We start from the raw sequence: 24,797 nt of genomic DNA, 5'->3' as shown, positions 1-24,797 counted from the left end.
TGCCTCACGCGGTGAACGCGAACGGTTCACGGTGCAGGTAGCGGCAAAGGAAGAGGGAACGGGTTGGTGCTTTGTGGCGATGCTTCGCTGCGAGCCGCCGAAGCTGCTGCGCGCACCGTACGAGTGTGCCGCGAAACTGCACGGCACACGGAGCACGCCATGCTGACGTGCCGCGTGTGCCGGGTTTGAGGCAGCAATCAATGCGAGCGGATCATCGTGCCGAACGGCTGTTCGGTGAGAATTTCCAGCAGCACCGAGTGCTCGATACGGCCGTCGATGATGTGCACCGAGCGCACGCCGCTCTTGGCCGCGTCCAGCGCGGACGAGATTTTCGGCAGCATGCCGCCGGAGATCGTGCCGTCGGCGAACAGGCCGTCAATTTCGCGCGCCGACAGATCGGTCAGCAGATTGCCTTCCTTGTCCATCACGCCGGGGATGTTGGTCATCATGACGAGCTTCTCGGCGTTCAGCACCACCGCCAGCTTGCCCGCGACCAGATCCGCGTTGATGTTGTACGACAGGCCGTCTTCGCCGAAACCGATCGGCGAGATCACCGGAATGAACGCGTCGTCTTGCAGCGCTTTCACGACCGCCGGATTGATCGCCTCGACTTCGCCCACTTGCCCGATATCCACGTACTGACCAGGATTGTCGCGATCCGGCATCAGCATCTTGCGCGCGTGGATCAGGCCGCCGTCCTTGCCCGTCAGGCCGACCGCGTGGCCGCCGAAGTGGTTGATCAGTGTGACGATGTCCTGCTGCACTTCGCCGCCGAGCACCCATTCGACGACTTCCATCGTCTCTTCGTCGGTGACGCGCATGCCTTGGATGAACGTGCCCTGTTTGCCGATTTTCTTCAGCGCCTGGTCGATTTGCGGACCGCCGCCGTGCACGATGACCGGATTGATGCCGACCAGCTTGAGCAGGATCACGTCGCGCGCGAAGCCTTGCTTGAGCCGCTCTTCGGTCATGGCGTTGCCGCCGTATTTGATGACCACGGTCTTACCGTGATACTGACGAATGTAGGGAAGCGCCTCGGCCAGGATTTCAGCCTTGAGGGTGGGCGCGATCTGCGAAAGGTCGGGAAGCTCGGACATGGCGGCAGGCTCAGGCACGGAACAGTTAAAACAGGGCGAATTGTACAGGACTGGCGCGCTGCAACAGGGTTTTCGATAGTTGCGCGGGTGGCGGGCGCCATGGCCTTTGCGCACCGGCAATCACAGCCCGTACTCGCCAGCAGACGACGAAGCGTACCGCGCTTTTGCGGCGCTTGTGAACTAGCCGAACGGACGACTCACGGTGGTTCGCCAGTCGTGGCATCATTTCCTGATAACGGATGAAGCGAGGGTATCCAGTCCGTCATGAAACCGTCCGTTTCCCGTTCTGGAGGCAGCGCGCGCTGCCCGCGCTGCGGCAACGCGTTCGATTGCGCCATGCATGGGCAGCCATTCGACTGCTGGTGCCGTGAGATGCCGGCATTGCCGGTGGACCGGCTCGATCCGGCTGGACGCTGTCTGTGTCCTGAATGTCTGGCGGCGGAGATTGCGCAGGCGGCTCAGGCGAGGACCGGTGGCGCGTGATTGGTGGGGCGAGGCCGGGGAAGCGGCGCAGCTCGGGGGAGGTGCCGTCTGTCCGCGGGAGTGTTGCCGACTGACGAGAGTGCCACTGACGTACGGACGCAGCGTCGCAGACTTGTGAGAGCGTCACCGGCTTACGATAGTGCCACCTGCTTACGGGTGCGCCACCGGCACGCGACAGCGTCATCGGCTTACGGTAGCGCGATCTGCCCACGCAAGCGGCGCTCGCTTACGCCGCCCGGCGGTGCTGCGCCGCAAGCGCGCTCAGGTCACGCGTGACGGCTTCCAGCGTTGGCTCCCACTGACCGAATTGCGGCTGCCGGTAAAGCGTGGAGCTCGGATACCACGGGCTGTCGTGGCGGTCGAGCAACCAGACCCAATGCGGGTTGACGTCGAGCAGCACCCAGGTGCGCTGGCCGATTGCGCCGCTCAGATGCGCCGCTGAGGTGCAAACCGTAATGACGAGATCGAGCGCGCCGACAAACGCGGCTGTATCGTCGAAGGTCGCGAATTCGGCGGTGTGGTCGGTCATCGGCAAGCCGGCCGCGCGTGCCGCCGTTACGTCCGCGTCGGCGCCCGGCTGCAGTGAATAGAACGCCACGTCCCGCATGCCGCCGAAGTGAGCCGCATAGCGTTCCCAGCCGACACGCCGGAACGGATTGCGTTGATGGCCGTGGCTGCCGGTCCACGTTAGCCCGACTTTCAGGCGCGATTCCCCTGCCAGCCGCTCTTGCCACGATTTGGTGTCCGCTGGGTCCGCCCGCAAATAGGGCGCCGCCGGAATCGTTGCGTCGTGCGTGTCGAAAATCAGCGGCAGGCTCAGCAACGGAATCTCGTAATCGAACGCCGGCAGCGATTCGACGCCGCCACCGGCTGAAAACTCGTCCGCATGGCCGCCGAGGCTGCGCTTAAGCAGCGAGCCCATCTGCGGGAACGAATTCCAGACGAGACGGCCGCCTTCGCGATGGACGCGCTCGGCCAGCATCGGAATGAAGCGGCAGAACTGCAACAGGTCGCCCATGCCTTGCTCGCCCCATACGAGCAATGTCTTCCCGGTGAGCAGTTCGCCGCGCCAGAGCGGCGCCGGCATCACCGGACGATTGCCGCCCAATTCCGCAGAACCGTCCCAGCGCGCTTCATGCGATGCCCAGCCGTGCTCGTAATCGGCACGCACGAGTTGGAGCATGGAGAGATTGGAGCGCATGCAGGCGTCGTTGGGGGCCAGCGTGCAAGCGGTTTGGGCGGCTTGCAGCGCGTCGTCCCAGCGTTGCGCCTCACGCAGCGTCAGCGCATAGTTGTTGTGCGCCAGCGGGCTATGCGGCGCGCATTGCACGGCCTTTGCGCCGGCTTCGAGCGCGCGCGGCAGATCCATTTTCGTACGGTAAGCGTGCGTGAGATTGGTCCAGCCGTCGCCTTCATCGGGTTCATCGCGGACGGCATTTTCCAGCAGCGTGATCTGTTCGTTCAGATCGCCGCCGGTGAACGTCAGCGCGGCGGCGAGATTGTTGCGCAGGCGCGGCAAACGCGGGTCGATGGCGAGTGCATACCGATAGGGTGCGATGGCTTCGGCATGCCGGTTCGCCATCTGCAACGAGTAGCCGAGGCGAAAGTGTGCAAGAGCGTTGCGCGGATCGAGTTGGGCAATAATGGCGGCGAGTTCGATTGCGTCGCCGGAACGGTGTTCTTCGAGCAGCTTGGCCGTGAGCGAACTGAGCGATGCGTGGTCGAGTGGATGGATTCGCGCCGCAGCATCGAGGCAGTCGGCTTCGGCCTGCGCCGTACCGGTCTGCCGGGCTGCGACGGCTTGTCGCAGAACAGTCAGGAAAGCTGAAGAGGCGTCGGCCTCGCTGTGGGAAGTCGGTAGCATGGAAGGGTTGCGCGATGGAGGAGCCGAAGAAAAGTTCGTTCCCGTTAGGCGCTATCGCAAAAATTCCATGTTACCGACGCAAGGCCGCGAGGTGAGTCGGACTAGTCTGAACAGGTAAATCAAAGTTAAAGTCATGCATCGAATCACCAACACCGGCCGCGTCAATCTCGGGCATCTGTTCTGGCTGCGCAGTCTCGCGATCATTGGCCAGTTGATGACGATTGCCTTCGTGCAGATCTTCATCGGCGTGCACTTGCCGCTGCCCGCCATGCTGCTGGTGATCGCGCTCGAAGTGATCTTCAACGCAATCACATGGTGGCGCGTCTCGCAGCAGCGCCCCGAATCCAACATGGAGTTGTTCGGCCAGATCTGGGTCGATCTGGGCGCGTTGTCCGCGCTGCTGTTTCTCTCCGGCGGCACCACCAATCCATTCGTTTCGCTCTATCTGCCCTCGCTCGCCATCGCCGCGGCCGTGCTGCCGTGGCATCTGATGGCGTGGCTCGCAGCGTTCGCCGTGGCCTGCTACGCGGTCCTCGGTTTCGATTCCGTACCGCTGAATCTCGACAATCCGGCGAACCTGTTCGACTACTATCGCGCGGGCATGTGGGTGAACTTCATGGTCAGCGTCGGCCTCATTGCATGGTTCGTTGCGCGCATGTCGCGAGCATTGCGGCTACGTGACGCAGCGCTCGGAGACGCGCAGCAGCGCTTGCTCCACGACGAACGCGCGGTTGCTTTGGGTGTGCAGGCCGCTACCGTGGCACACGAAATCGGTACGCCGTTGTCTACAATTGCCATGTTGTCCGAAGAATTGCGAGATGCAGCGCGTTCCGATAAGGGACTTGCGCCTTATAGCGCCGATCTCGAATTGCTCGAACAGCAAATGACACTGTGTACGTCGGCGCTTGCGCGCTTGCGCAGCCGGGCATCGACAACCACTAACCGGCAGCAGGTCGGCGAGTGGCTCGAATCGTTTGCCGAGCAGTGGCGCTTGCGTCATCCGCATGTGAAATTCGAGCGGGTTGGTCTGCCGCCGGCGGATGTCAGTCTTGACGATACGGTGGCCGTGAGTCAGATTCTCACGATTTTGCTCGACAACGCCGCGCGTGCAAGCCGCGATCACGTGACGCTGTCCTGCGCGCTGGCGGCGCGCGGCGACCAGATTGTCTTCGAAGTATGTGATGCAGGCCCGGGCATTCCGGCCACGTTGCGCGGCTCGCTCGGAGCGATGCCGGTCGAGAGTACGCAAGGTGGGCACGGCGTGGGCCTCTATCTGGCTTTTTCGGCGGCGGCGCGTCTGAATGGATCGATCGAACTGACCGATGTCAGCACGATCAAGCCGCGCGGCACGCGCGCGGTCCTTAAGCTGCCGCTCGCCGGACGCAAATTTTCTGGCAAAGGCCGCCAAGGCGCTGCGCCATCCAACACGGAGAAACAGGCATGAGCGATATGAATTTTCTGGTGATCGACGACGATGAGGTGTTCTCCGGCATCCTCGCTCGTGGGCTCACCCGGCGCGGCTACACGGTGAGCGAGGCGCACAACGCGGACGAGGCCATCAAGCTGGCGAATCAGCAGAAGTTCAGCCAGATCACGGTGGATCTGCATCTCGGCAACGATTCCGGCCTCACGCTCGTCGCGCCGTTGCGTGATTTGCAGCCCGACGCGCGCATGCTGGTACTAACGGGCTATGCGAGCATCGCCACCGCTGTGCAGGCGGTGAAAGACGGTGCGGATAACTACCTGGCCAAGCCTGCCAATGTCGAGACGATTCTGTCGGCGCTGCAAAGTGAAGCAAGCGCGTTGCAAGCAGAAGAGGCGATCGAGCATCCCACGCCGTTGTCGGTGGCGCGTCTGGAGTGGGAGCATATTCAACGCGTACTCGCCGAGCACGGCGGCAATATTTCGGCTACCGCGCGCGCGTTGAACATGCATCGGCGCACGCTGCAGCGCAAGCTGGCGAAGCGGCCGGTCAAGCAGTAAGAGACGGTGTCCTGGCGCCGCTTGCCGTAAGCAAATAAAAACGGGCTGCCTTATCAAAGGCAGCCCGTTTTTTATATGCGTCGCGCCCGAGCCGCCTCAAGCAGAAAACACGGTAACTGCCTGGGCCGATCCTGGCTTCGACATCACAGCACGTAGCGCGACAGATCCTCGTCTTCGGCTACTTCGTTCAGCGCGCGATCGACATAAGCCGCGTCGATTTGCACCGTCCGGCCCGAGTGATTGCCGGCCGCAAACGAAACTTCTTCGAGCAGCTTTTCAATCACCGTGTAGAGACGCCGTGCGCCGATGTTCTCGGTCTTTTCGTTCACCGAGTACGCGATCTCCGCGAGGCGGCGAATGCCGTCGTCGGCGAATTCGAGGTGCACGTCTTCAGTGGCGAGCAGTGCCTGGTATTGCTTGACGAGGCTCGCATCCGTGGACACCAGGATCGATTCGAAGTCGTTCACCGAGAGCGAATCCAGTTCGACGCGAATCGGAAAGCGGCCTTGCAGTTCCGGAATCAGATCGCTCGGCTTGGCCAGGTGAAATGCGCCGCTCGCAATGAACAGAATGTGATCGGTCTTCACCATGCCGTACTTGGTGTTGATCGTGGTGCCTTCGACCAGCGGCAACAGATCGCGCTGCACGCCTTGACGCGAAACTTCACCGCCGCCGGCTTCGTTGCGCGAGGCGATCTTGTCGATCTCGTCGAGAAACACGATGCCGTTCTGCTCGACGTTCTGCACGGCCTTGGTTTTCACCTCTTCGTCGTTCAGCATCTTGCCGGCTTCTTCGTCGGTGAGGACCTTCAGCGCTTCTTTCACCTTCAGCTTGCGGCGCGTTTTCTTGCCGCCGCCGATGTTCGCGAACATCGAACGGATCTGCTCGGTCATGTCTTCCATGCCCGGCGGCCCCATGATGTCCATGCCGACTTGCGGCTGTTCCACATCGAGCTCGATTTCCTTGTCGTCGAGCAGGCCTTCTCGCAGACGTTTGCGGAATGTCTGGCGCGTGGTGCTGCCTTCGTCGACGGTATCTGCGGCGCTGGAACTCGCGCCGAAGCCGACGGGCCGCGCGCTCGGCAGCAGAATGTCGAGGATGCGGTCTTCGGCCTGATCTTCGGCCTTGGTCCGCACTTTGCGCATTTCCGTTTCGCGCGTCTGCTTGACGGAAATTTCGATCAGGTCGCGCACGATGCTGTCCACGTCACGGCCCACATAGCCGACTTCGGTGAACTTGGTCGCTTCGATCTTGATGAACGGCGCGTCGGCTAGTTTTGCGAGACGCCGCGCGATTTCGGTCTTGCCGACGCCCGTCGGCCCGATCATCAGAATGTTCTTCGGCGTGATTTCCTGACGCAGCGGATCTTCAACCTGCTGACGGCGCCAGCGATTGCGCAGCGCCACAGCCACCGCTTTTTTCGCGCGGCCTTGGCCGATGATGTGTTTGTCGAGTTCCGAGACGATCTCGGCAGGGGTCATGGTGCTCATCGTGGGTCCTTACTCGATCGTCTCGATAACGCGGTTATGGTTCGTGTAGATGCACATGTCGCCGGCAATCTCCAGCGACTTCTCCACGATTTCACGGGGCGACAGTTCCGTGTTGTGAGCGAGCGCGGTCGCAGCGGCTTGCGCATAAGCGCCGCCGGAACCGATCGCGCAGATGCCGCCTTCCGGATCGAGCACGTCGCCGTTGCCGGTGATGACGAGCGTGGTAGTGGCGTCCGCGGTGATCAGCATGGCTTCGAGACGGCGCAGCATGCGGTCGGTGCGCCAGTCTTTGGCGAGTTCGACGGCGGCGCGCGTGAGGTTGCCCTGATGTTTTTCCAGCTTCGCTTCGAAGCGGTCGAGCAGCGAGAAGGCGTCGGCAGTGCCGCCGGCGAATCCGACCAGCACCTTGCCGTTGTAGATGCGCCGGACTTTCTTCGCACCGCCTTTCATGACGATGTTGCCTAGCGTCACCTGGCCGTCGCCGCCGAGCGCGACTTTGTCGCCGCGGCGCACGGAGACGATCGTCGTGCCGTGAAATTGCTCCATATGCGTTCCTCTTTGCAAAACGGGTAGGACGCGGCAGCGCACTGCGCTACCGCATGAATCCTGAAAGCGGACGGCGCGCGACGCAAACAAACGAACCGGCCGGCGCGCGCTCGTGCAGCGCATGTCCGATTTATTTTAGGGCGTGCGCGGTCATATCAAGAGCCGGCAAATGGCATAAGACAAAAAACACGTGAATTGGTGCGGGGTGCGCGTCCGCGCGGCATCGGACGGCGCGGAGCTGGGATAGCGCGAATCCCGGTCCCGAGCCGGCAAATGGCATAGGACAAATACAGATGGACTCAGGAGCGAATGCGTCGGTTACGCCGACAAGAAGGTGTCGAGGCAGGGCGGGCAACAGCCTGCACTACGGCAATGCCTCGAATATGTGCGACACAAAACAAAAAGGCGCACGGCTCACCGTGCGCCTCTCGACGAAGCAGCGTTTCAGGGCGCGGAGCCGAAGCCGCGCCGCAAGCATTCAGTCGCCGAACAGCTTCTGGCGCAGTTCGCGGCGCTCCTGCGCTTCGAGCGACAGGGTGGCCGTGGGCCGTGCGAGCAAACGCGGGATGCCGATCGGCTCACCGGTTTCTTCGCACCAGCCGTAGTCGCCCGAGTCGATGCGCGCGATTGACTGCTGCACCTTCTTCAGCAGTTTGCGCTCGCGGTCGCGCGTGCGCAGTTCGAGCGCATGCTCTTCCTCGATCGTTGCGCGGTCGGCCGGGTCCGGCACGATTACGGTTTCGCGCAGGTTCTCGGTCGTCTGGCCGGCATTGCGGAGAATATCCGCCTGCAGTTGTTCGAGCTTGTTCTTGAAGAAGGCGAGCTGATCCTCATTCATGTAATCCTTGTCGCTCATCTTCAGGATTTCGGCTTCGGTCAAGAGTCGTTTCGTCGTCATCTGGCTTACTTCTTCAATGTGAGGCAAAACTCTTACATAGTGCCCGCACTTTCGTATTGCCCGCAAATGCGCCTCGAAGACGCTGAGCGCCAAGGCGGGCACGGACAGTGGACTGTCGTGACGCCGAAGCGCCTGGCGCCCACACGCCGGGCGTCGCAACGCTAATGCGGGGCCGAACTCCTCTGGAAACCGATTCTCAAATGCTCCTGAGGCATTGCTTGCCGACAGCGCGCCTTTTCAGGCGCTGCCAGCCGGCATTGTCGGCGTATCGTCCGGATAAGATTTTCCGGCGCCTTTCAGGCCCGTCGCGGGATACGCGCTGACCGGGCAATTCGTTGTCATTCTCCAGTGGGCACGTATTGTAACTGAACCACAATCTAGCGCCGCAAGTGGTGAAAATCCCCGTACGGCACCCCGATATCCCGAAAATATAACGCGCGCACGACCAAAAAGCGATGGTCGTGCACGCTTTAATACAGCAGGGTTTTCACGCGCTTTTCATACGCGCGACTTTTCAGTGAGCTTTCGGCCGCTGTCAAGGCGGATTCAGCAGATGATTTGGCCGGCGCGCGTTTTACGCATATTTCCGTTTCAGCCATCAGCACGGCGCATGCCGCGTCGCACGGCTTTCGGTCTGAATAAGAGACGAGCCCCGGGCAAGCCGGGGCTTCCGACTTCTTAGGCGAGGCAGGCGTCCAGACCGTCGGTGATCAGGTCTTGCGGCAGTTCAATGCCGATAAACACCATCTTGTTGGTCTTTTTCTCGATCGGCTGCCATTTTGCGGCCAGATCGCTGCCCATCATCTGATGCACGCCCTGGAACACTACCTTGCGGTCGACGCCCTTCATATAGAGCACGCCCTTATAGCGCAGCAGGCGCTCGCCATAAATCTGCAGAATGCCGCCGAGAAAGTCTTCCAGCTTGTTCGGATCGAACGGACGGTCGTTGCGATAGACGAACGACTTGATCTTGTCGTCATGGTGCGCATGGTGGTGATGCGCGTGATCGTGGCCTTCGTGATCGCACTTGCCGTGGTCGTGATCGCAATTGGCGTGATCGTCGTGGGTATGGCCATGCTCGTCATGGGCGTGAGCGTGGTTGTGCGCATGCTCGTCTTCAACGAGGAAGTCCGGATCGATCTCGAGCTTCGAATTCAGGTTGAAGCCGCGCAGGTCGAAGATTTCCTTGATGTCCGCTTCGCCGAAATTGACGACCTTGATCGCCGCGCGCGGGTTCATGTGCAGCAGACGGTGACGCAGATCGGCCAGTTGCTTTTCATCGACCAGATCCGACTTGGTGATGAACAGGCGGTCGGCGAAACCGACCTGACGCTGCACGACTTCGTGTTCGTCCAGCTGGTGGTTCGCGTGCTTCGCGTCGACCAGAGTGATGATCGCGTCCAGCAGGAATTCGTTGGCGATCTGGTCGTCCATGAAGAACGTCTGCGCAACCGGGCCCGGATTGGCGAGGCCGGTGGTTTCGATCACCACGCGGTCGAAATCCAGCGTGCCGGCTTGCTTCTGCGCCGCCAGATCGCCCAGCACGCGCGACAGGTCGCCGCGAATCGTGCAGCAGATGCAGCCGTTGCTCATCTGGATGATCTGCTCGCCGGTGTCCTGCACGAGGATTTCGTTGTCGATGTTCTCTTCGCCGAACTCGTTCTCGATCACGGCGATCTTCATGCCGTGCTTTTCATTCAGGATGCGCTTGAGCAGGGTGGTTTTGCCGCTGCCGAGAAAGCCGGTCAGGATGGTGACTGGGATCATGTGGGTCGCCTGTATGGTCGTGTAACGGTGCGTAATCGAATGCGTGGGCCGGGCGCGCAGCCGGGTGGCGCGCTGGCCCGTCCAGGCGGTTATTGAAACATATCTGTCAAGGCGACGCTGGCGGACACGGGTTCGAGTCCACTTTCGCCCAGGCGGCCGGCGCCGGAAATATCCCTGAAACTATGGGCGATCAGGCGATTTGCAACAGCAGGCCCTTCAGGTATTCGCCTTCCGGGAATGCGGTGAGCAGCGGGTGATCCACGCCGGCGCCCAGCCGCTTGAGAATGCGGGCGTCCACGCGCGCGTCGGCGGCCGCGCCGGAGACGATCTTCTGGAACAGTTCGGCGTCGATCGCGCCGGAGCACGAATAGGTGAAAAGCAGGCCGCCCGGGCGCAGCAGCTTCAGGCCGGTCAGGTTGATGTCCTTGTAAGCGCGCGACGCGCGGTCCACATGTTCGCGCGACGGCGCGAATTTCGGCGGATCGAGCACGATCAGGTCGAAGCGCTCGCCTTCGTCGTGAAGGCGGCGCAGCGTTTTGAAGGCGTCGGCGTCGAGCCAGGTGGCGCGTCCGGCGTCGAAGCCGTTGGCCGCCACGTTTTGCTGGGCAATCGCCAGCGCGTCGCCCGAGGAATCGATCGACACTACGCGTTTGGCGCCGCCTTTCAACGCCGCCAGCGAGAAGCCGCCGGTGTAGCAGAAGCAGTTCAGCACCTCCCGATCCTGCGCGAGCTGCTGCACGAGCAGGCGGTTGTCGCGCTGATCGACGTAAAAACCGGTCTTGTGGCCATTGCGCACGTCGACGTGATAGCGCACGCCGTTTTCGCTCGCGATCAACGCTTCCGACGGCGCTTCGCCCGCCAGCACACCGGTGATCTGCTCGAGTCCTTCCTTCTGACGAATCGACACGTCCGAGCGTTCGTAGACGTTCGGGCAGCCGGTCGCGCCAGTCAGCGCCGCGACGATCGCGTCCTTCCACGCCTCCACGCCCGCCGCCATGAACTGACAGACCAACTGGCTGCGCTGGCCTTCGTCCTCGGCCACGTAATGATCGACGATCAAGCCCGGCAGGCCGTCCGCTTCGCCGAAGATCAGCCGCACAGCGCCGGTGTCGTGAACCATCGTCTGACGATGCGCGAGCGCGCGCTGTACACGGCGCTTGAAAAACGCGTGATCGATCGGCTCGCTTTCGTCGAAGCTCCAGACGCGGGCGCGGATCTGCGAATGCGGGCTGTAGGCCGCGCGCGCGAGGAAACGGCCGTCGTGCGCGCGCACCAGCACGGTGGCGCCGGGCGCGGGATTGCCGTCGATCCGGTCGATCGCGTTGGCGTAGACCCACGGATGGCGGCGCAGCAGCGACTTTTCTTTCGACGGTTTGAGCGTAACGGTATTCATCAGGGTGTCAGAGAGAGCAATGGGCCGCGCGGCACGGCGCACGCGGCAGGTAAAGCGAAGGCGGAGACCGTACGCCGCGAATCGAGCCGCGGAGTCAGTCGCGTTTTTTGGCGCGCGGATGCGCCTGATCGTAGACGTGCGCGAGATGCTGGAAATCGAGCGCGGTATAGACCTGCGTCGCGGTGATGCTGGCGTGGCCGAGCAGTTCCTGCACGGCGCGCAGATCGCCGCTCGACTGCAGCACGTGCGTGGCGAACGAATGCCGCAGCACGTGCGGATGCACATTGGCGGGAATGCCGGCGACCAGCGCCGCGCGCTTCACGCGCTCGCGCACGACGTTCGGCGACAGGCGATTGCCGCGCGCCGAGAGAAACAGCGGATGCGGATCGTGCTTCACCATCTGATCGCGGACGGCGAGCCAGGCGCCCAAGGCTTCCAGCGCCTTGCTGCCGACCGGCACGACGCGGCGCCGGTTGCCCTTGCCGAGCACTTCGACTTCAGCCGAATCGAGCTTGAGCCAGCCGGCCGAGCGGTAGCCGTCGGCATCGGCGAAACGGGCGTCGAGGCCGACCAGTTCCGCGAGCCGCAAGCCCGACGAGTAGAACAGTTCGAGCATGGCGTGATCGCGCAAACCTTCCGGCGAGGCGGCGGGCGGACTTTCCATCAGACGCGTGGCGTCGTCGACGGATAGCGCTTTGGGCAGCGGTTTGGCCTGCTTCGGCGCGCGCACGGTCGCGACCGGATTGGCCGGCAGATCGACGCGCCCGGCGAGCCAGCGGTAAAACGCGCGCCACGCCGACAGCCGGTGGCTGATCGAGCGCGCCGTCAGGCCGCCCGCGTGCGCCCGCGAAACCGCGCCGCGAATGTCCACGGGCGTGAGGCTTTCGAGCGGCCGGCCTTTGGCCAGCTGCTTGAGTTCTTCCAGTTCGTGGGCGTAGCCGCGCAGCGTATGCGCCGAGAGCCGCCGCTCGTGTTCGAGATTCGACAGATAGGCGGCGATCGGGTCGGCGGCGGTCACGGTGGGTTTTTCGAGCGGCTGGCGCAGAGCGGAGCGCCGTCAGCGCGGCAGCAGACGGCTCAGCGCCGCGCTGGCCAGCGCGCCGATCTGCGTCAGGAAATCAGTGGCCATGCCGTCGTGGAAGCGGCGCGCGTCGGCCGAACCCATCACCAGCAGGCCAAAGGTCGGCGCTTCTTCCTTGCCTTCCGGATCGCGCAGCGCGAGCAGCGCGATCGATTCGGTAGCGTGCGCCGACTCGGACGCCGCGTGGCCGGTCGAGCCTTCGTCGCTCACCGCGGTCACGGAGGGCACCAGCCACTGCGCGGCCTCGAAGCCGGTATTCGCGCCGCAATACGGCGTGGTCAGGCTGTTGGCGAAAATGCGCACTTCTTCGCCGACATGGCGCGCGAAGTCGGCCTGAGCATAGGGCTCGGCCACATCCCACACGCGCAGCGCCGCTTGCGGCACGTCGAAGATGTCGCGCAAACCGGTGGCGATCGTGCGCGGCAGCGCATACGGATCGCGCTCGGCCATCACGCGAATCGTCCAGCGGTTGAATTTCGACGCGATGCTGTCGTTCTCGTGGCCGTAGCGCAGGAGTTCGGCGAGGCGGCGTTCGAGGTGCTTGTTCTTGTCGCGCAGCATTTCCATCTGCCGTTCCTGCAGCGACACCGCGGCTTTGCCGTGCGGGTTCGCGAGGCGGACCGTCGCGAGCATTTCCGCGTGTTCGGCGAAGAATTCAGGATTGGCAAGCAGATATTCGGCGACTTCGCGATCGTTCATGGTTTCGGCTAAAGGACTACGGGGCGACGCCTTGGGGCGGCGCAACGGTCAATGAGTTTATGCGGCCTGTGAATCGGCTAATGAGTCGGCTAATGAGTCGGGCAGTTCGATTTCGCCTTCGAAGACCGTCGCGGCAGGCCCGGCCATCAGCAGCGGCTGGTCTGCTTGCGCGGCGTCCCACGTGATGGTCAGTTTGCCGCCATGCGTGTGGACGAGCACCGGTGCATCCAGCAGCCCGCGCCGGATGCCGGCCGCGACGGCCGCACACGCGCCCGTGCCGCACGCCAGCGTTTCACCCGCGCCGCGTTCGTACACGCGCAGCTTGATCTCGCTACGGCCGACGATCTGCATGAAGCCCGCGTTGACCCGCTGCGGAAAACGCGCATGACGTTCGATCACCGGGCCTTCAACCAGCACCGGGAACGCCTCGACGTCGTCGACGACTTGCACGGCGTGCGGATTGCCCATCGACACCACCGAAATCCAGCGCGTCGTGCCGTTCACGTCGAGCGGCCAGAGCGTGTCCGCGCCCTCGCGGCGGCCTTCCAGGCCTTTGGTGGCGAACGGCACGCGTTCCGGGTCGAACACGGGCGTGCCCATGTCGACCAGCACTTCGCCGTTTTCCTGCATGGTCAGCGTGATGGTGCCCTTTTGCACCTGCACGCGCACGCTGCGCTGATCGGTGAGGCCACTGTCACGCACGAACTTGACGAAGCAGCGCGCGCCGTTGCCGCAATGCTCGACTTCGCCGCCGTCGCAATTGAAGATGCGATACCTGAAATCGACGCCGGCCACCGTGGGCTTCTCGACCAGCAGCAACTGATCGGCGCCGACGCCGAAATGCCGGTCCGCGAGCGCGCGCACCTGCGCCGGCGTCAGGTTGACCGGTTGGGTGTAGCCGTCGAGCACGACGAAGTCGTTGCCCGCGCCGTGCATTTTGGTGAATTTCAGTTTCATCACGCTATTGTAAGTGACGAGCCCACGCGTGCACCGAACGCCGCGTTATTTCCGTGTCAGGGCGCGTTCTTCGCGCCGCGAAGGCGGCTGTTCAATACACGCTCGGTTGACCCGGCGGCCGGGTCTTGAAGCGTTTGTGGACCCAGTAGTACTGCTCGGGCATCAACGGAATCTGCTCTTCCAGGAAGGCATTCATGCGACGGGCGTCCGCGTCGTCGTCGCCGGTCGGGTAGTTTTCCCACGGCTTGAATACTTTCAACCGGTAGCCTTTGTAATTCGGCAGCACCTCGCCGATGAACGGCACGACCTGCGCGTGACCGACCTTGGCCAGACGTCCCACCGCGGTCAGCGTGCAGGTCGGCACGCCGAAAAACGGTACGAAGGTGGAATTGCGCGCGCCGTAGTCCATGTCGGCGCCGAGCATCACCGGCTTGCGGTCGCGCAGCCAGCGCAGCACGATGCGCGCGCTGTCGGCGCGGCTCGCCATGTCCGCGCCGAAACGCGCGCGCGCCGCTTTGGCGACTTCTTCGAGCTCCGGGTTCGACATCGGCTGATAGAGCGAGCCGCATTGGCGCTTGAGCGAATAGTTCAGGAAGATCGAACCGGCCTCGATACCCACGAAGTGAAAGCCGAGAAACAGCGTGGGCGGCAGATTCGGGTCCGTCAGATCGATCGCGCTGTCGAGCTGGATCAGCTTTTCGAGTTTCTTCGCCGAGCCGAACCACTGCACGCTGCGTTCGAGGTAGCTGCGGATTGCGTGACGGAAATGCTTCTGCGCGACGTCTTCGCGACGCTCGTCGCTCCACTCGGGAAAGCACAGCTTCAGATTGATATGGACGATGCGTTTGCGCCGGCTCGGGATCTGATAGAGCAGCCAGCCGAGTCCGTCGCCGAGACGGGCCACGAAACCATAAGGCAACAGTGCAAACAGTTTCAGCAGCCCGATCGCAAGTTTGGCGCCATAGCGGCTCAGCATGCCGCCTCCTGAAAAGAGGCGCGGCACAAGACGGGCTTCAGGAAAGCGGAAAAGTTGACGTAATACCGCACTCTTGGACACTCTGTGACAATCATAAGAAGTCGCTATAATAAGGGCTTCGCCGAGTTAATAGACAACTTGCGGGGCGAAGCCGGCGGCTGCAATCCATGTGATCTGCGCCGCCTGGTAAGGTAATCCGCTAAAGCGTCGCCGCTTCAAGGCTCCCGAAGCTGGCTACGTGAAACTCAACCGTAACCACACAACAGGAGTCTGCAACGTGGCAAACGACTATCTCTTCACTTCCGAATCCGTTTCCGAAGGCCATCCCGACAAAGTCGCGGATCAGATTTCGGACGCCATTCTCGACGCCATTCTGGCTCAGGACAAATACTCGCGCGTTGCCGCGGAAACGCTGTGCAACACGGGTCTCGTCGTGCTGGCGGGTGAAATCACCACCACCGCCAACGTCGATTACATCCAGGTCGCGCGCAACACGATCAAGCGGATCGGCTACGACAATACCGACTACGGCATCGACTATCGCGGCTGCGCGGTGCTCGTCGCGTACGACAAGCAATCGCCGGACATCGCCCAAGGCGTGGACCGCGCGCACGACAACAACCTCGATCAAGGCGCCGGCGACCAGGGCTTGATGTTCGGCTACGCGTGCGAAGAAACGCCGGAACTGATGCCGCTGCCGATTCACCTGTCGCACCGTCTGGTGGAGCGTCAGGCGAATCTGCGCCGCGACGGCCGTCTGCCCTGGCTGCGTCCGGACGCGAAGTCGCAAGTCACCGTGCGTTATGTCGACGGCAAGCCGCATGCGATCGACACCGTGGTGCTGTCCACGCAACATTCGCCGGATATCGATCTGGGCACGCTGCGCGAAGCCGTGATCGAAGAAGTCATCAAGCCGACCCTGCCGGCCGAGCTCATCAAGGGCGACATCAAGTTCCTCGTGAACCCGACGGGTCGTTTCGTGATCGGCGGTCCGCAAGGCGATTGCGGATTGACCGGCCGCAAGATCATCGTCGATACGTACGGCGGTGCCGCGCCGCACGGCGGCGGCGCGTTCTCGGGCAAGGATCCGTCGAAGGTCGACCGTTCGGCGGCTTACGCCGGCCGTTATGTCGCGAAGAACATCGTGGCCGCGGGCCTGGCTTCGCGCTGCCTGATTCAGGTGTCGTACGCTATCGGCGTCGCCCAGCCGACGTCGGTCATGGTGAACACGTTCGGCACGGGCCGCGTGTCGGATGCAACCATCACGCGTCTCGTGCAGGAGCATTTCGACCTGCGTCCGAAGGGCATCATCCAGATGCTCGACCTGCTGCGCCCGATTTACGAGAAGAGCGCGGCCTACGGTCACTTCGGCCGCGAAGAGCCGGAATTCACGTGGGAATCCACGGACAAGGCATTGGCGCTCGCCGAAGCCGCCGGCACGGAACCGGTTGCCGCGCTGGCCGAATAAGCGCAAGCCGTCTGTTTCAGCAAAAAACCCCGCCGGCGTGAGCCAGGCGGGGTTTTTTCATTTGTGTCGGTTGCTCTACTGCGCAGCCGATCGGCGGCTGCAAAGGCCGCGATGTGTTCTCGCATCGACGCGGCCGCTGAAGCCGCGCCGGTACAGAAGCGTGCTGCGTTCCGTAATCGCCTTAACGGCTCGCGAATGCGAACGCAAACCAGCCGGTGCTGGCGTTCGTCGACATGCGACGCGGGCGGCGGCTCGCGTTCTGCGGCGCGGCCACCGGTGCGCGCTGCGCGGTGAGGCGCAGCGGCGTCGGTTTGCGCAGCAGCGTGCGCAGCGAAAAACGGCGTGAACTGCCTTGCAAACGCAAGGTGGAGAAGAACGTGTTGAACCAGGTGCGGATGCCGTCGACGGCTCTGGTATCGCGCCATTGTTCGCCCAGCGCGCGGGTGCGGGTAGCGTGATGGCGCAGCGCGCGCACGACATGGCGGCGCGCGGGACGCGCGGCTTTCAGTGCTGCGCGGGTAAGACGGGTGCTCAGGAGAGTATGCATGGCTTCACAAGTAGGCAACGTGTCGCGCGACGGAATGTGCGCCATGAAGAGCACCAAATGTGCCAATGGCGGTGTCGCGATGGACGGCGCGAAAGCCTGGAATTCGACGGAAAGGTGCACGGTGTACGGCGGAGTCGGCCTCGGTGGCCTGTACGCGGCGCGAGAGTGCGGGAATAGCGATCAGCATGCAGCGCAGGTTACACGCGATTCGTGACGTCATAAAGTCGGTTTTTACCCTGCGAATGCGGGTTTTTACGGGGTAGTTCGCGATTTGCGGCCGCGCGATCGCGCCCTTTGCGGTCGATTTTCGTGCGTGCTTGCCCATTCGAAGTGCCGCGACATCGGGCTTGCCGCATGAAAGTAGTGCGTAAGGAGCGGTTGCTCGCGGGTGAAACAGCAGCACCCTGCGATCGCGCCCGTTTTACAATCGTGCATCAGCTTGTCGACAGTAACGGAATACCATGTCACTTCATTCCAAGAAAGAGCAGATTCAGACGTTGCGGGAGCAGGGTTTTGTCGTCGTGCCCGGATTGGTGTCAGCCGAGCGTTGCGATGAGTTGAAGCAGATTGCGCAGCGTCAGTTGCAGGAAGCCGCCGCGCCGATCGAGTTCGAAGCGGACCTGCAGTATCCCGGCGCGCCGACCTCCAAGCATGCGCCCGGCGGCCATACGGTGCGGCGGCTGCTGGATGCGTATGGACGTCATCCGAGTTTCGCGCAATGGGCGACCGCGCCGGAAATTCGCGGCTGGATGGAACTGTATTTCGGCGAGGAGCCGCGTCTGTCACGCGCGCACCATAACTGCATGATGACCAAGCATCCGGCGTATGGCAGCTTGACCGGCTGGCATCGCGACGTGCGGTATTGGTCGTTCGAGCGGGACGATCTGGTGTCGGTGTGGCTCGCGGTCGGCGCCGAGACGGTGGATAACGGCGCGCTGTGGCTCGTGCCGAAGTCGCACAACGCCCCGTTCACTTCCGACCGGTTCGATCAGGCCAAATTTTTCCGTTCGGATCTGGAAGAGAATCAGGAGTGGATTCGCACCGCGGTGTCGCCTGAACTCAAGCCCGGTGACGTGGTGTTTTTCCACTGCAACACGCTGCATTCGGCCGGCAAGAACATTACCGATCAGGTGAAGTTTTCGCTGGTGTACACCTATCACGGCGCGAGCAATGTGCCGTTGCCGGGGACCCGTTCGGCTGCAAAGCCCGAGGTGGCGTTTTAGGCTTTTCCGATTTCTCGCGGCGGCGCTTCGGGTCCACATTCGCTCGCGGACCTGGACCTCGAAGCACCACACCGCGCGTCGCGCACGCCGTTAGCGCCTGCGTCCCGACAAAGCCATTCCCGTCAGGCCGGCGATCGTGGCCACGACGCCGCCCACGATCAGCATGATCGCCTTGTTGGTCGGCGAACCGGTGAAGACGCGCGAGACGTCGCTGCTCACCGAATTGAACGCCTGCCCGCCGAAGTACAGCAGCACGATACCGCCGACAATCAACGCGATGGAAATCGCCTTCGTCATCTATCTCTCCCCTGAGCTTGAGTCGGGCAAAGTGTAGGCGAGCCGCAAGCGATCGTCCATCCCGCATACTGGGTGTCTGCATGCATCACGTCGATTCGCTACCATAGCGGTCTGGCTGCATCCCCACCTACAAAAATAAAGCAGCACGCCTCCCGCAGCATGCGATTGCCCATGCCCGCACATGTCGGGCGCCTTCACCATCAAGGACACTAGCAATGGCTTACGAAGCAGCTTCAGAACGCTATTCGGATATGCAGTACCGCGTGTGCGGTAAGTCGGGTCTCAAACTGCCTGCGCTGTCGCTCGGTCTGTGGCACAACTTCGGCGACACCACGCCGATCTCCACGCAGCGCGACATCCTGCGCACGGCCTTCGATCTGGGTATCACGCACTTCGACCTCGCCAACAACTACGGGCCGCCGTACGGCAGTGCCGAAACCAATTTCGGCCGGCTCTTCAAGGACGACTTCAAGCCGTATCGCGATGAACTGCTGATTTCGTCGAAGGCCGGTTGGGACATGTGGCCCGGTCCGTACGGTCAAGGCGGCGGCTCGCGCAAATACGTGCTCGCGAGTCTCGATCAGAGCCTGCAGCGCATGGGCCTCGACTATGTCGATATTTTCTATTCGCATCGTTTCGATGCCGACACGCCGCTCGAAGAAACCGCCGGTGCGTTGGCGAGCGCCGTGCAGCAGGGCAAGGCGCTGTACATCGGAATCTCGTCGTACTCGGCAACCAAAACGCTTGAAATGGCGAAGCTGCTCGCCGAGTACAAGGTGCCGCTGCTGATTCATCAGCCCGCGTACAACATGCTTAATCGCTGGATCGAGCAGGAGTTGCTGGACACGCTCGAGAAGGTAGGCGCGGGCGCCATCGCGTTCACGCCGCTGGCTCAGGGTCTGCTAACCGGCAAATACCTGAACGGCGTGCCGGAAGACGCGCGCGTCAACAAACCGGGCGGCGGTTCGTTGAAGCAGGAGCATTTGAGCGCGCAGAACATCGAGCACGTGCGCAAGCTCAACGACATCGCGCAACGCCGCGGTCAGAGCCTGGCGCAGATGGCGCTCGCGTGGGCGCTGCGCGATCCGCGCGTGACGTCCGTGCTGATCGGCGCAAGCCGTGCGGAGCAGGTGCGTGAGAACGTTGGCGCGCTGAAGAATCTCGCGTTCTCGAAGGACGAACTGGCCGAGATCGATCGCTACGCAACCGAAGGTGGCATCAACCTGTGGGAAAAGCCGTCGACGGATCAGGCGATCTGATCCCCGCGCCTTGGCCCTTCACACCGCAGCAATAGAAAAGCCGCCCCTCGGGCGGCTTTTTTCCTCTAGACGAGCGCCGGCAAACCTTCGACCAGCACGACGGCGAACATCACGCCGATCAGCGCGCCAAGCACGCGCAATGCGTTGTGCCGGAATTCCGTCTTGCAGGGAAGTGCACCGACAAACAAGGCCCCGGCCAACGCCATCGGAATGACCAGGATGAAATCGCCGATCGTGAAGTAGGTCGTCATTCTCGTCTCCTTATATATCCCTGCGGAGGCGGCGGCTCGATTTTTAGAGTCATGCACCGCCCACGCTCGATTTGAGTATAGGAGACAAGTCAGGTCGATATAGCGACGCTTTGCGGCGCTGCAGCGGCTATTCGCAGGCCGCTGAACCCGGCGCCGCAAGGGCCGCAGCGATTGCCGCAACGCAGCAATCACGATAAAAAACTTTAAGCGATCGCTTACGTTGTCCTTACTTCTAAGCGTTATTCAATGCGCACTGGGTCGAAGCACGAGCATCAGACGCGAGGTTGCTCGCGCCCGCGCAAACGCATCGCTGCGAACAGGCCGATGACGAGCAACACACTCACCAGCCCAGCGACACCGTTCCATCCGAAGCCGGCCCACACGTGACCGCCGTACGAGCCGATCACGCTCGAGCCGATGTAATACGCGAGCAGATAAAGGGCGGCGGCCTGACCTTTGGCATCCTTGGCGAGACGTCCGACCCAGCCGCTCGCCACCGAATGTCCGGCGAAGAAGCCGAACGTCACGCACGCGATGCCAGCCGCGATTGCCGCCAGCGGATGCAGCAACGTGAGCGCAAGACCAAGCACCATCAACAGCAAGCTGGCGATGAGCACGCGGGCGCGGCCGAATGTATCGGCCATGCGTCCCGACCACGGTGAGGCAACCACACCTGCCAGATAAACGACGAAGATCGCGCCGATCTCCGTCTGATTCAACTGATAGGGCGGCGCGAGCAAGCGGTAGCCGATGTAGTTGTACAGCGTGACGAAGCTGCCCATCAGCACGAAGCCGAGCAGAAACAGTAGAGACAGTCCGGGCCGTGTGAATTGCTTGAGCAGGGCGGTGCGGTGATGCGTGAAGCCGAGTCCGCGCCGCGGCACGAAATGACGCGACGGCGGCAGCAGCGCGCGAAACGCGAGCATCGACAGAATGCCGAGCACGCCGATCGTGCCGATCGCAACGCGCCACGAAAACAGATCCGCGACCACGCCGGTGATCACGCGTCCGGCCATCCCGCCGATCGCCGTGCCGCCGACGTAAAGGCCCATCGCGAGGCCGAGGCCATCGGGATGCACTTCTTCCGCGAGATAGGCCATGGCGACGGCGGGTACACCGCCGAGTGCGAGACCTTCGAGCGTGCGCAGCACGAGCAGTTGATGCCACTGCGGCGCGATCGACACGCCGATGGTCAGCAGCGAGGAAACGGTAAGCGACAGCGTCATCAGTTTGTGACGGCTCCAGCCTTCCGAAACGAAGCCGGCGACGAATACAGCAAGCGCGAGCGCGGCCGTGGTCAGCGAGAGCGACAGGCTGCTTTGTGCCGGCGTCACGTTGAATGCCGTCGAAAACGATGGCAGCAAGGGCTGCACGCAATAGAGAAGCGAGAACGTCGCGTAGCCGGCGAACAGCAGCGCGATGCTGGCGCGCCAGTACGCGCGTGTGCCGCGTTCGAGGTAAGGGATGTCGGGCGCGGCGGGAGCGTGGGAAGAAGCGTTAGAAAAAGCAGGCGAGGGAGCGGGCGAAGAAGCAGCGGTCCGGTTGGCGTCCGGCGGCGGGGTCACGAAAAATCTCCTCAGGGATGCAGACGACAAAGGAGTTAAGGATACGCTGAAAAAGCCGTGTGAGTCCGCGCGACGTTCAACGGACCGCCACGGCGACGCGATCAGACGGCGCGTCCGCCGGCCTCTCGCGGCGTCGAAAAGCTGCGGCTACCCGTGCGCCGCGGCATCGCTCGCGGGTGCGGACGGATGCACGATCTGCTCGTCCGTCGGCAACGCGGATGCGTCCCAGCCGCCGCCCAGTGCCTTGATCAACGCTACGCTCGCGGCCATCCGCCGACGCGCGATCGACACGGCGTCGCGCTCGTTGGTGAGCGCGGTGGTTTGCGCGGCCACCACGTCGAGATAGGTGATTGCGCCGTTCTTATAACGATTCGATACGACCGCCAGCGCTCGTTGCGCGGCAGCCACCGCGTCGTCCTGCGCGGCTGCTTCCTGTTCGAGCACGCGAAGCGCAGCGAGATTGTCTTCAACCTGGCCGAAAGCGCTCAACACCGTCTGCCGGTATTGTGCGACGCTTTCGTCGTAATGCGCACGGGCCTGTTCCTTCACCGAAGCGCGTCCGCCGAAGTCGAGCAGCGTGCCCGCCAACGTCGGTCCAAGCGACCAAAGCCGGCTCGGCGCCAGCAACCATTGACTGTAGTTAGTAGCTTCGAGGCCACCCGTCACCGACAGAATGAGGTTCGGAAAAAACGCCGCCGTCGCCACGCCGATCTGCGCGTTCATATCGGCGACGTGCCGTTCCGCCGCCGCGATGTCCGGGCGGCGTTCGAGCAGCGCGGACGGCACGCCTGCCGCCGCCACGATGGGCACTGCGGCGAGCGGCGCAACCGGCAGCGAAAACGTGGAAGGCGACCGGCCGATCAGGATCGCGATCGCGTGTTCGAGTTGCGCGCGCTGCACGCTGAGGTCGAGTGCTTGCGCCTGGGTGGTCTTCAGCTGCGTCTGTGCCTGCGCGACATCGGCATCCGTGGCGATGCCGCCGGTGTAGCGGTGCTGCGTCAGATCGAGTGCTTGCTTGTAGGCCTCGATCGTGTCGTCGAGCAGTTGGCGCTCCTGATCGAGTCCGCGCAGCTCGAAGTAGTCGGTGGCGAGTTCGGCCTGCATCGACAGGAGCGCGGCCTGGGCATCGGCTGCACTCGCCTGCGCTTCGGCCTTCGCGCCCTCGACGCTGCGTGACACGCGGCCCCACAGGTCGGGTTCCCACGAAGCGTCGGCTTGCACCAGGTAGTCGTTCAGCGTGAGGCCGGCGGTCGATTTGTGCAGCACGTTCTCCGACGACCGCGCGCGCGAATAGGCGCCATTCGCGCTGACGACCGGGAAGAAGCTCGACCGATATTGCGCCACGGTTGCGCGAGCGGCGCGAAAACGCGCTTCGGCGGCCTGCACGTTCTGGTTCGCGCTCGCGACCTGTTGTTCGAGTGCGTCGAGCGACGGGTCTGGGTAGACGCTCCACCACGCGCCGCGTGTGAGCGTGTCGGCGGGTTGGGCGGGTTTCCAGCCGGTGCCGTCGAGTTCCTTGTAGGTTGCCGCGGTAGTGGCAGTCGGCTTTACGTAGTCCGGGCCGAGCGTGCATGCGGCGAGTGCACATGCGCTCGCTAATGCCAGAGCGAACGCGTGCAGCGAGACATATCGCAGCGGCGGCGCGACAAAACGGCGACGGGACTCTGGCCTGTTCATGACGACGCACCCGTCGCCGCACCCGCTTTCGCGGGCACGATCCGCACCGGCGCGCCATCGACGATCGAGTCCTGCGGATTCAGGATCACCTGCTCATCGCCTTGCAAGCCGGACACGACCGCCACACGCGTGCCGAAGTCCGTTCCCAACGACACCGGCAACAGCTTCACCTTGCGTTGCGCATCGACGGTCGCCACTTTCACGCCATCCGGGCGGAACAGCAGCGCGTTACCGGGCAGCGTAAACGGTGCCGCGCCCGTGCCCAACGCGAAATGCACTTGCGCGTAGGCGCCCGGCAGCAAATCGCCATTTCGATTGTCGACATCGACCTCTACCAGCATCGTGCGTTGTTGCGGATCGACGGCGCCCGCGGTGCGCGCGACAGTGCCCGGATAATGTTTCGACGGCGTTTCGGTCAGCGTCAGAAACGCGTTCTGCTGCGCACGAACCTGCTGCGCGTACGCCTGCGGCACATTCACATAAACGCGCAACCGGTCCGCCTGCGCGACGTGGAACAGCTCCTTCGCCGGGCCACCGGAACTACCCGCGTCGATCAGCGCCCCAACATCCACATTGCGCGCCGTCACGATGCCGTCGAACGGCGCATAGACCTTCTGGAACGACTGCGTCTTCTCGAGCCGCGCCACGTTGAAGCGCGCGGCGTCGAGCGTGGCTTTCTTCGCGAGCATGTCGCCGACTTTCTCGTCGGTTTCCTGCTTCGAGACCGACTTGCTTTTCAGCATGTCGGTCCAGCGGTCGGCGGTGCTTTTCGCGAGCGCATAGTTGGCGTTGGCGTTCGCCAGATCGGCGCGGGCCGCGCGCAGTTGGTCGTCCACCTCGGGTGTATCGATTTCCGCCAGCAGCTGGCCGTTTTTCACGTGCGCGCCGATATCGGCGTACCACTTCTTCAGATAGCCGTTGGTGCGCGCGTAGATCGGCGTGTCGAGAAAAGCCTGCACGTTGCCGGGCAGCACGAGATCGAGTCCGGCCGTCGACTTCTGCGGCTGCACGACTTCGACGCTCGTCTGGCTCGTATGCTCGGCATCGCGTTCGAGCGCCGCGTGTGCGTCGTGGCGCGACCAGATACCTTGCGCCGCCAGCGCGATGACCGCCACGGCGACCGCGACGCCGATCCAGCGTGCGCGCTTCGCTTTGGCCGGATCGTGCGTGGTGCCGGAACGCTCTGGACGTTGTCCTTCCATCAAACTTCCCCTGTAGAGATGCGTGGGCAGTCCAGGCTGCCTCTTATACTGCCCGCCAATGCGTTCGCGATGAC

The 24,797-nt window shown here is 63.0% G+C and carries 24 protein-coding genes; 7 read left to right on the top strand and 17 right to left on the bottom strand.

Annotation, left to right across the window (positions count from 1 at the left end; translation table 11 throughout):
* Nucleotides 1-197 precede the first annotated feature (197 nt).
* Complete coding sequence (gene argB / locus B0G75_RS07595) at nucleotides 198-1,097, bottom strand: acetylglutamate kinase (RefSeq protein WP_007179687.1); 900 nt, start codon at nucleotides 1,095-1,097, stop codon at nucleotides 198-200.
* A 264-nt stretch (nucleotides 1,098-1,361) separates the two neighbouring features.
* On the opposite strand from argB, the gene B0G75_RS07585 reads away from it, so the two are divergent.
* Nucleotides 1,362-1,580 (top strand): cysteine-rich CWC family protein, encoded by a 219-nt coding sequence (locus B0G75_RS07585; RefSeq protein WP_106302717.1) that lies wholly within the window; start codon nucleotides 1,362-1,364, stop codon nucleotides 1,578-1,580.
* A gap of 226 nt (nucleotides 1,581-1,806) precedes the next feature.
* Here B0G75_RS07585 and B0G75_RS07580 read toward each other — a convergent pair whose 3' ends face one another.
* Nucleotides 1,807-3,444, bottom strand: coding sequence for a tetratricopeptide repeat protein (locus B0G75_RS07580; RefSeq protein ID WP_106302714.1), 1,638 nt, complete (start codon nucleotides 3,442-3,444; stop codon nucleotides 1,807-1,809).
* 133 nt (nucleotides 3,445-3,577) lie between these two features.
* On the opposite strand from B0G75_RS07580, the gene B0G75_RS07575 reads away from it, so the two are divergent.
* On the top strand, nucleotides 3,578-4,888 hold the full coding sequence (locus tag B0G75_RS07575) for an ATP-binding protein (protein ID WP_106302711.1): 1,311 nt from the start codon (nucleotides 3,578-3,580) through the stop codon (nucleotides 4,886-4,888).
* Nucleotides 4,885-5,427, top strand: coding sequence for a response regulator transcription factor (locus B0G75_RS07570; RefSeq protein ID WP_012431409.1), 543 nt, complete (start codon nucleotides 4,885-4,887; stop codon nucleotides 5,425-5,427). Before B0G75_RS07575 ends, B0G75_RS07570 begins: the two co-directional genes overlap by 4 nt.
* A 143-nt stretch (nucleotides 5,428-5,570) precedes the next feature.
* Here the strand turns inward: B0G75_RS07570 and hslU are convergent, their stop codons facing one another.
* From hslU to B0G75_RS07525, 9 genes are all read right to left on the bottom strand, one after another.
* Nucleotides 5,571-6,917 carry an ATP-dependent protease ATPase subunit HslU gene (gene hslU, locus B0G75_RS07565; RefSeq protein WP_106283935.1) on the bottom strand — a complete coding sequence of 449 codons (1,347 nt, stop codon included), beginning with the start codon at nucleotides 6,915-6,917 and terminating at the stop codon, nucleotides 5,571-5,573.
* Between the two features lie 9 nt (nucleotides 6,918-6,926).
* On the bottom strand, nucleotides 6,927-7,463 hold the full coding sequence (hslV, locus tag B0G75_RS07560) for an ATP-dependent protease subunit HslV (RefSeq protein ID WP_012431411.1): 537 nt from the start codon (nucleotides 7,461-7,463) through the stop codon (nucleotides 6,927-6,929).
* Between the two features lie 478 nt (nucleotides 7,464-7,941).
* On the bottom strand, nucleotides 7,942-8,361 hold the full coding sequence (gene dksA, locus B0G75_RS07555; RefSeq protein WP_012431412.1) for an RNA polymerase-binding protein DksA: 420 nt from the start codon (nucleotides 8,359-8,361) through the stop codon (nucleotides 7,942-7,944).
* Nucleotides 8,362-9,039: 678 nt separating this feature from the next.
* Nucleotides 9,040-10,128, bottom strand: a complete 1,089-nt coding sequence (locus tag B0G75_RS07550; protein WP_106302708.1) for a GTP-binding protein — start codon at nucleotides 10,126-10,128, stop codon at nucleotides 9,040-9,042.
* A gap of 190 nt (nucleotides 10,129-10,318) precedes the next feature.
* The gene (locus B0G75_RS07545; protein WP_106302705.1) at nucleotides 10,319-11,521 is read right to left on the bottom strand and encodes a class I SAM-dependent rRNA methyltransferase; all 1,203 of its coding nucleotides are present in this window, start codon (nucleotides 11,519-11,521) and stop codon (nucleotides 10,319-10,321) included.
* Nucleotides 11,522-11,615: 94 nt separating this feature from the next.
* On the bottom strand, nucleotides 11,616-12,539 hold the full coding sequence (gene xerC / locus B0G75_RS07540) for a tyrosine recombinase XerC (protein WP_106302702.1): 924 nt from the start codon (nucleotides 12,537-12,539) through the stop codon (nucleotides 11,616-11,618).
* Between the two features lie 39 nt (nucleotides 12,540-12,578).
* Nucleotides 12,579-13,301, bottom strand: coding sequence for a DUF484 family protein (locus B0G75_RS07535; RefSeq protein WP_106302699.1), 723 nt, complete (start codon nucleotides 13,299-13,301; stop codon nucleotides 12,579-12,581).
* A gap of 57 nt (nucleotides 13,302-13,358) precedes the next feature.
* The gene (gene dapF, locus B0G75_RS07530; protein ID WP_106302696.1) at nucleotides 13,359-14,258 is read right to left on the bottom strand and encodes a diaminopimelate epimerase; all 900 of its coding nucleotides are present in this window, start codon (nucleotides 14,256-14,258) and stop codon (nucleotides 13,359-13,361) included.
* Nucleotides 14,259-14,349: 91 nt separating this feature from the next.
* Complete coding sequence (locus B0G75_RS07525; RefSeq protein WP_106302693.1) at nucleotides 14,350-15,234, bottom strand: lipid A biosynthesis lauroyl acyltransferase; 885 nt, start codon at nucleotides 15,232-15,234, stop codon at nucleotides 14,350-14,352.
* 277 nt (nucleotides 15,235-15,511) lie between these two features.
* Between B0G75_RS07525 and metK the strand changes: the two genes are divergently transcribed.
* A complete protein-coding gene (metK, locus tag B0G75_RS07520; protein ID WP_012431419.1) occupies nucleotides 15,512-16,702 on the top strand; it encodes a methionine adenosyltransferase in 1,191 nt (396 codons plus the stop codon).
* A gap of 181 nt (nucleotides 16,703-16,883) precedes the next feature.
* Here metK and B0G75_RS07515 read toward each other — a convergent pair whose 3' ends face one another.
* A complete protein-coding gene (locus tag B0G75_RS07515) occupies nucleotides 16,884-17,249 on the bottom strand; it encodes a hypothetical protein (RefSeq protein WP_106303671.1) in 366 nt (121 codons plus the stop codon).
* Between B0G75_RS07515 and B0G75_RS40110 the strand changes: the two genes are divergently transcribed.
* Both B0G75_RS40110 and B0G75_RS07510 read left to right on the top strand, forming a co-directional pair.
* Nucleotides 17,248-17,463, top strand: a complete 216-nt coding sequence (locus tag B0G75_RS40110) for a hypothetical protein (RefSeq protein WP_146142485.1) — start codon at nucleotides 17,248-17,250, stop codon at nucleotides 17,461-17,463. The genes B0G75_RS07515 and B0G75_RS40110 overlap by 2 nt on opposite strands.
* Before the next feature lie 247 nt (nucleotides 17,464-17,710).
* A complete protein-coding gene (locus B0G75_RS07510; RefSeq protein ID WP_106302690.1) occupies nucleotides 17,711-18,472 on the top strand; it encodes a phytanoyl-CoA dioxygenase family protein in 762 nt (253 codons plus the stop codon).
* Nucleotides 18,473-18,562: 90 nt separating this feature from the next.
* On the opposite strand, the gene B0G75_RS07505 is transcribed toward B0G75_RS07510, so the two are convergent.
* Nucleotides 18,563-18,769, bottom strand: coding sequence for a DUF3185 family protein (locus B0G75_RS07505; RefSeq protein WP_012431422.1), 207 nt, complete (start codon nucleotides 18,767-18,769; stop codon nucleotides 18,563-18,565).
* Between the two features lie 215 nt (nucleotides 18,770-18,984).
* Here B0G75_RS07505 and mgrA point away from each other — a divergent pair, with 215 nt between their 5' ends.
* Nucleotides 18,985-20,028: an L-glyceraldehyde 3-phosphate reductase gene (gene mgrA / locus B0G75_RS07500; protein ID WP_106302687.1), complete on the top strand. Its 1,044-nt coding sequence runs from the start codon at nucleotides 18,985-18,987 to the stop codon at nucleotides 20,026-20,028.
* Nucleotides 20,029-20,093: 65 nt separating this feature from the next.
* Here mgrA and B0G75_RS07495 read toward each other — a convergent pair whose 3' ends face one another.
* The 4 genes from B0G75_RS07495 to B0G75_RS07480 all read right to left on the bottom strand — a co-directional run bounded on the left by B0G75_RS07495 (nucleotide 20,094) and on the right by B0G75_RS07480 (nucleotide 24,723).
* On the bottom strand, nucleotides 20,094-20,279 hold the full coding sequence (locus B0G75_RS07495) for a hypothetical protein (protein WP_012431424.1): 186 nt from the start codon (nucleotides 20,277-20,279) through the stop codon (nucleotides 20,094-20,096).
* Nucleotides 20,280-20,551: 272 nt separating this feature from the next.
* Complete coding sequence (locus B0G75_RS07490) at nucleotides 20,552-21,844, bottom strand: MFS transporter (protein ID WP_106302684.1); 1,293 nt, start codon at nucleotides 21,842-21,844, stop codon at nucleotides 20,552-20,554.
* A 147-nt stretch (nucleotides 21,845-21,991) separates the two neighbouring features.
* Nucleotides 21,992-23,521, bottom strand: a complete 1,530-nt coding sequence (locus tag B0G75_RS07485) for an efflux transporter outer membrane subunit (RefSeq protein WP_106302681.1) — start codon at nucleotides 23,519-23,521, stop codon at nucleotides 21,992-21,994.
* Nucleotides 23,518-24,723 carry an efflux RND transporter periplasmic adaptor subunit gene (locus B0G75_RS07480; protein WP_106302678.1) on the bottom strand — a complete coding sequence of 402 codons (1,206 nt, stop codon included), beginning with the start codon at nucleotides 24,721-24,723 and terminating at the stop codon, nucleotides 23,518-23,520. The genes B0G75_RS07485 and B0G75_RS07480 overlap by 4 nt, the downstream gene beginning before the upstream one ends.
* Nucleotides 24,724-24,797 lie beyond the last annotated feature (74 nt).

It is taken from the genome of Paraburkholderia sp. BL18I3N2, assembly GCF_003001875.1.
Classification (GTDB): domain Bacteria; phylum Pseudomonadota; class Gammaproteobacteria; order Burkholderiales; family Burkholderiaceae; genus Paraburkholderia; species Paraburkholderia phytofirmans.
This window is presented reverse-complemented; position numbering and strand designations above follow the sequence as displayed.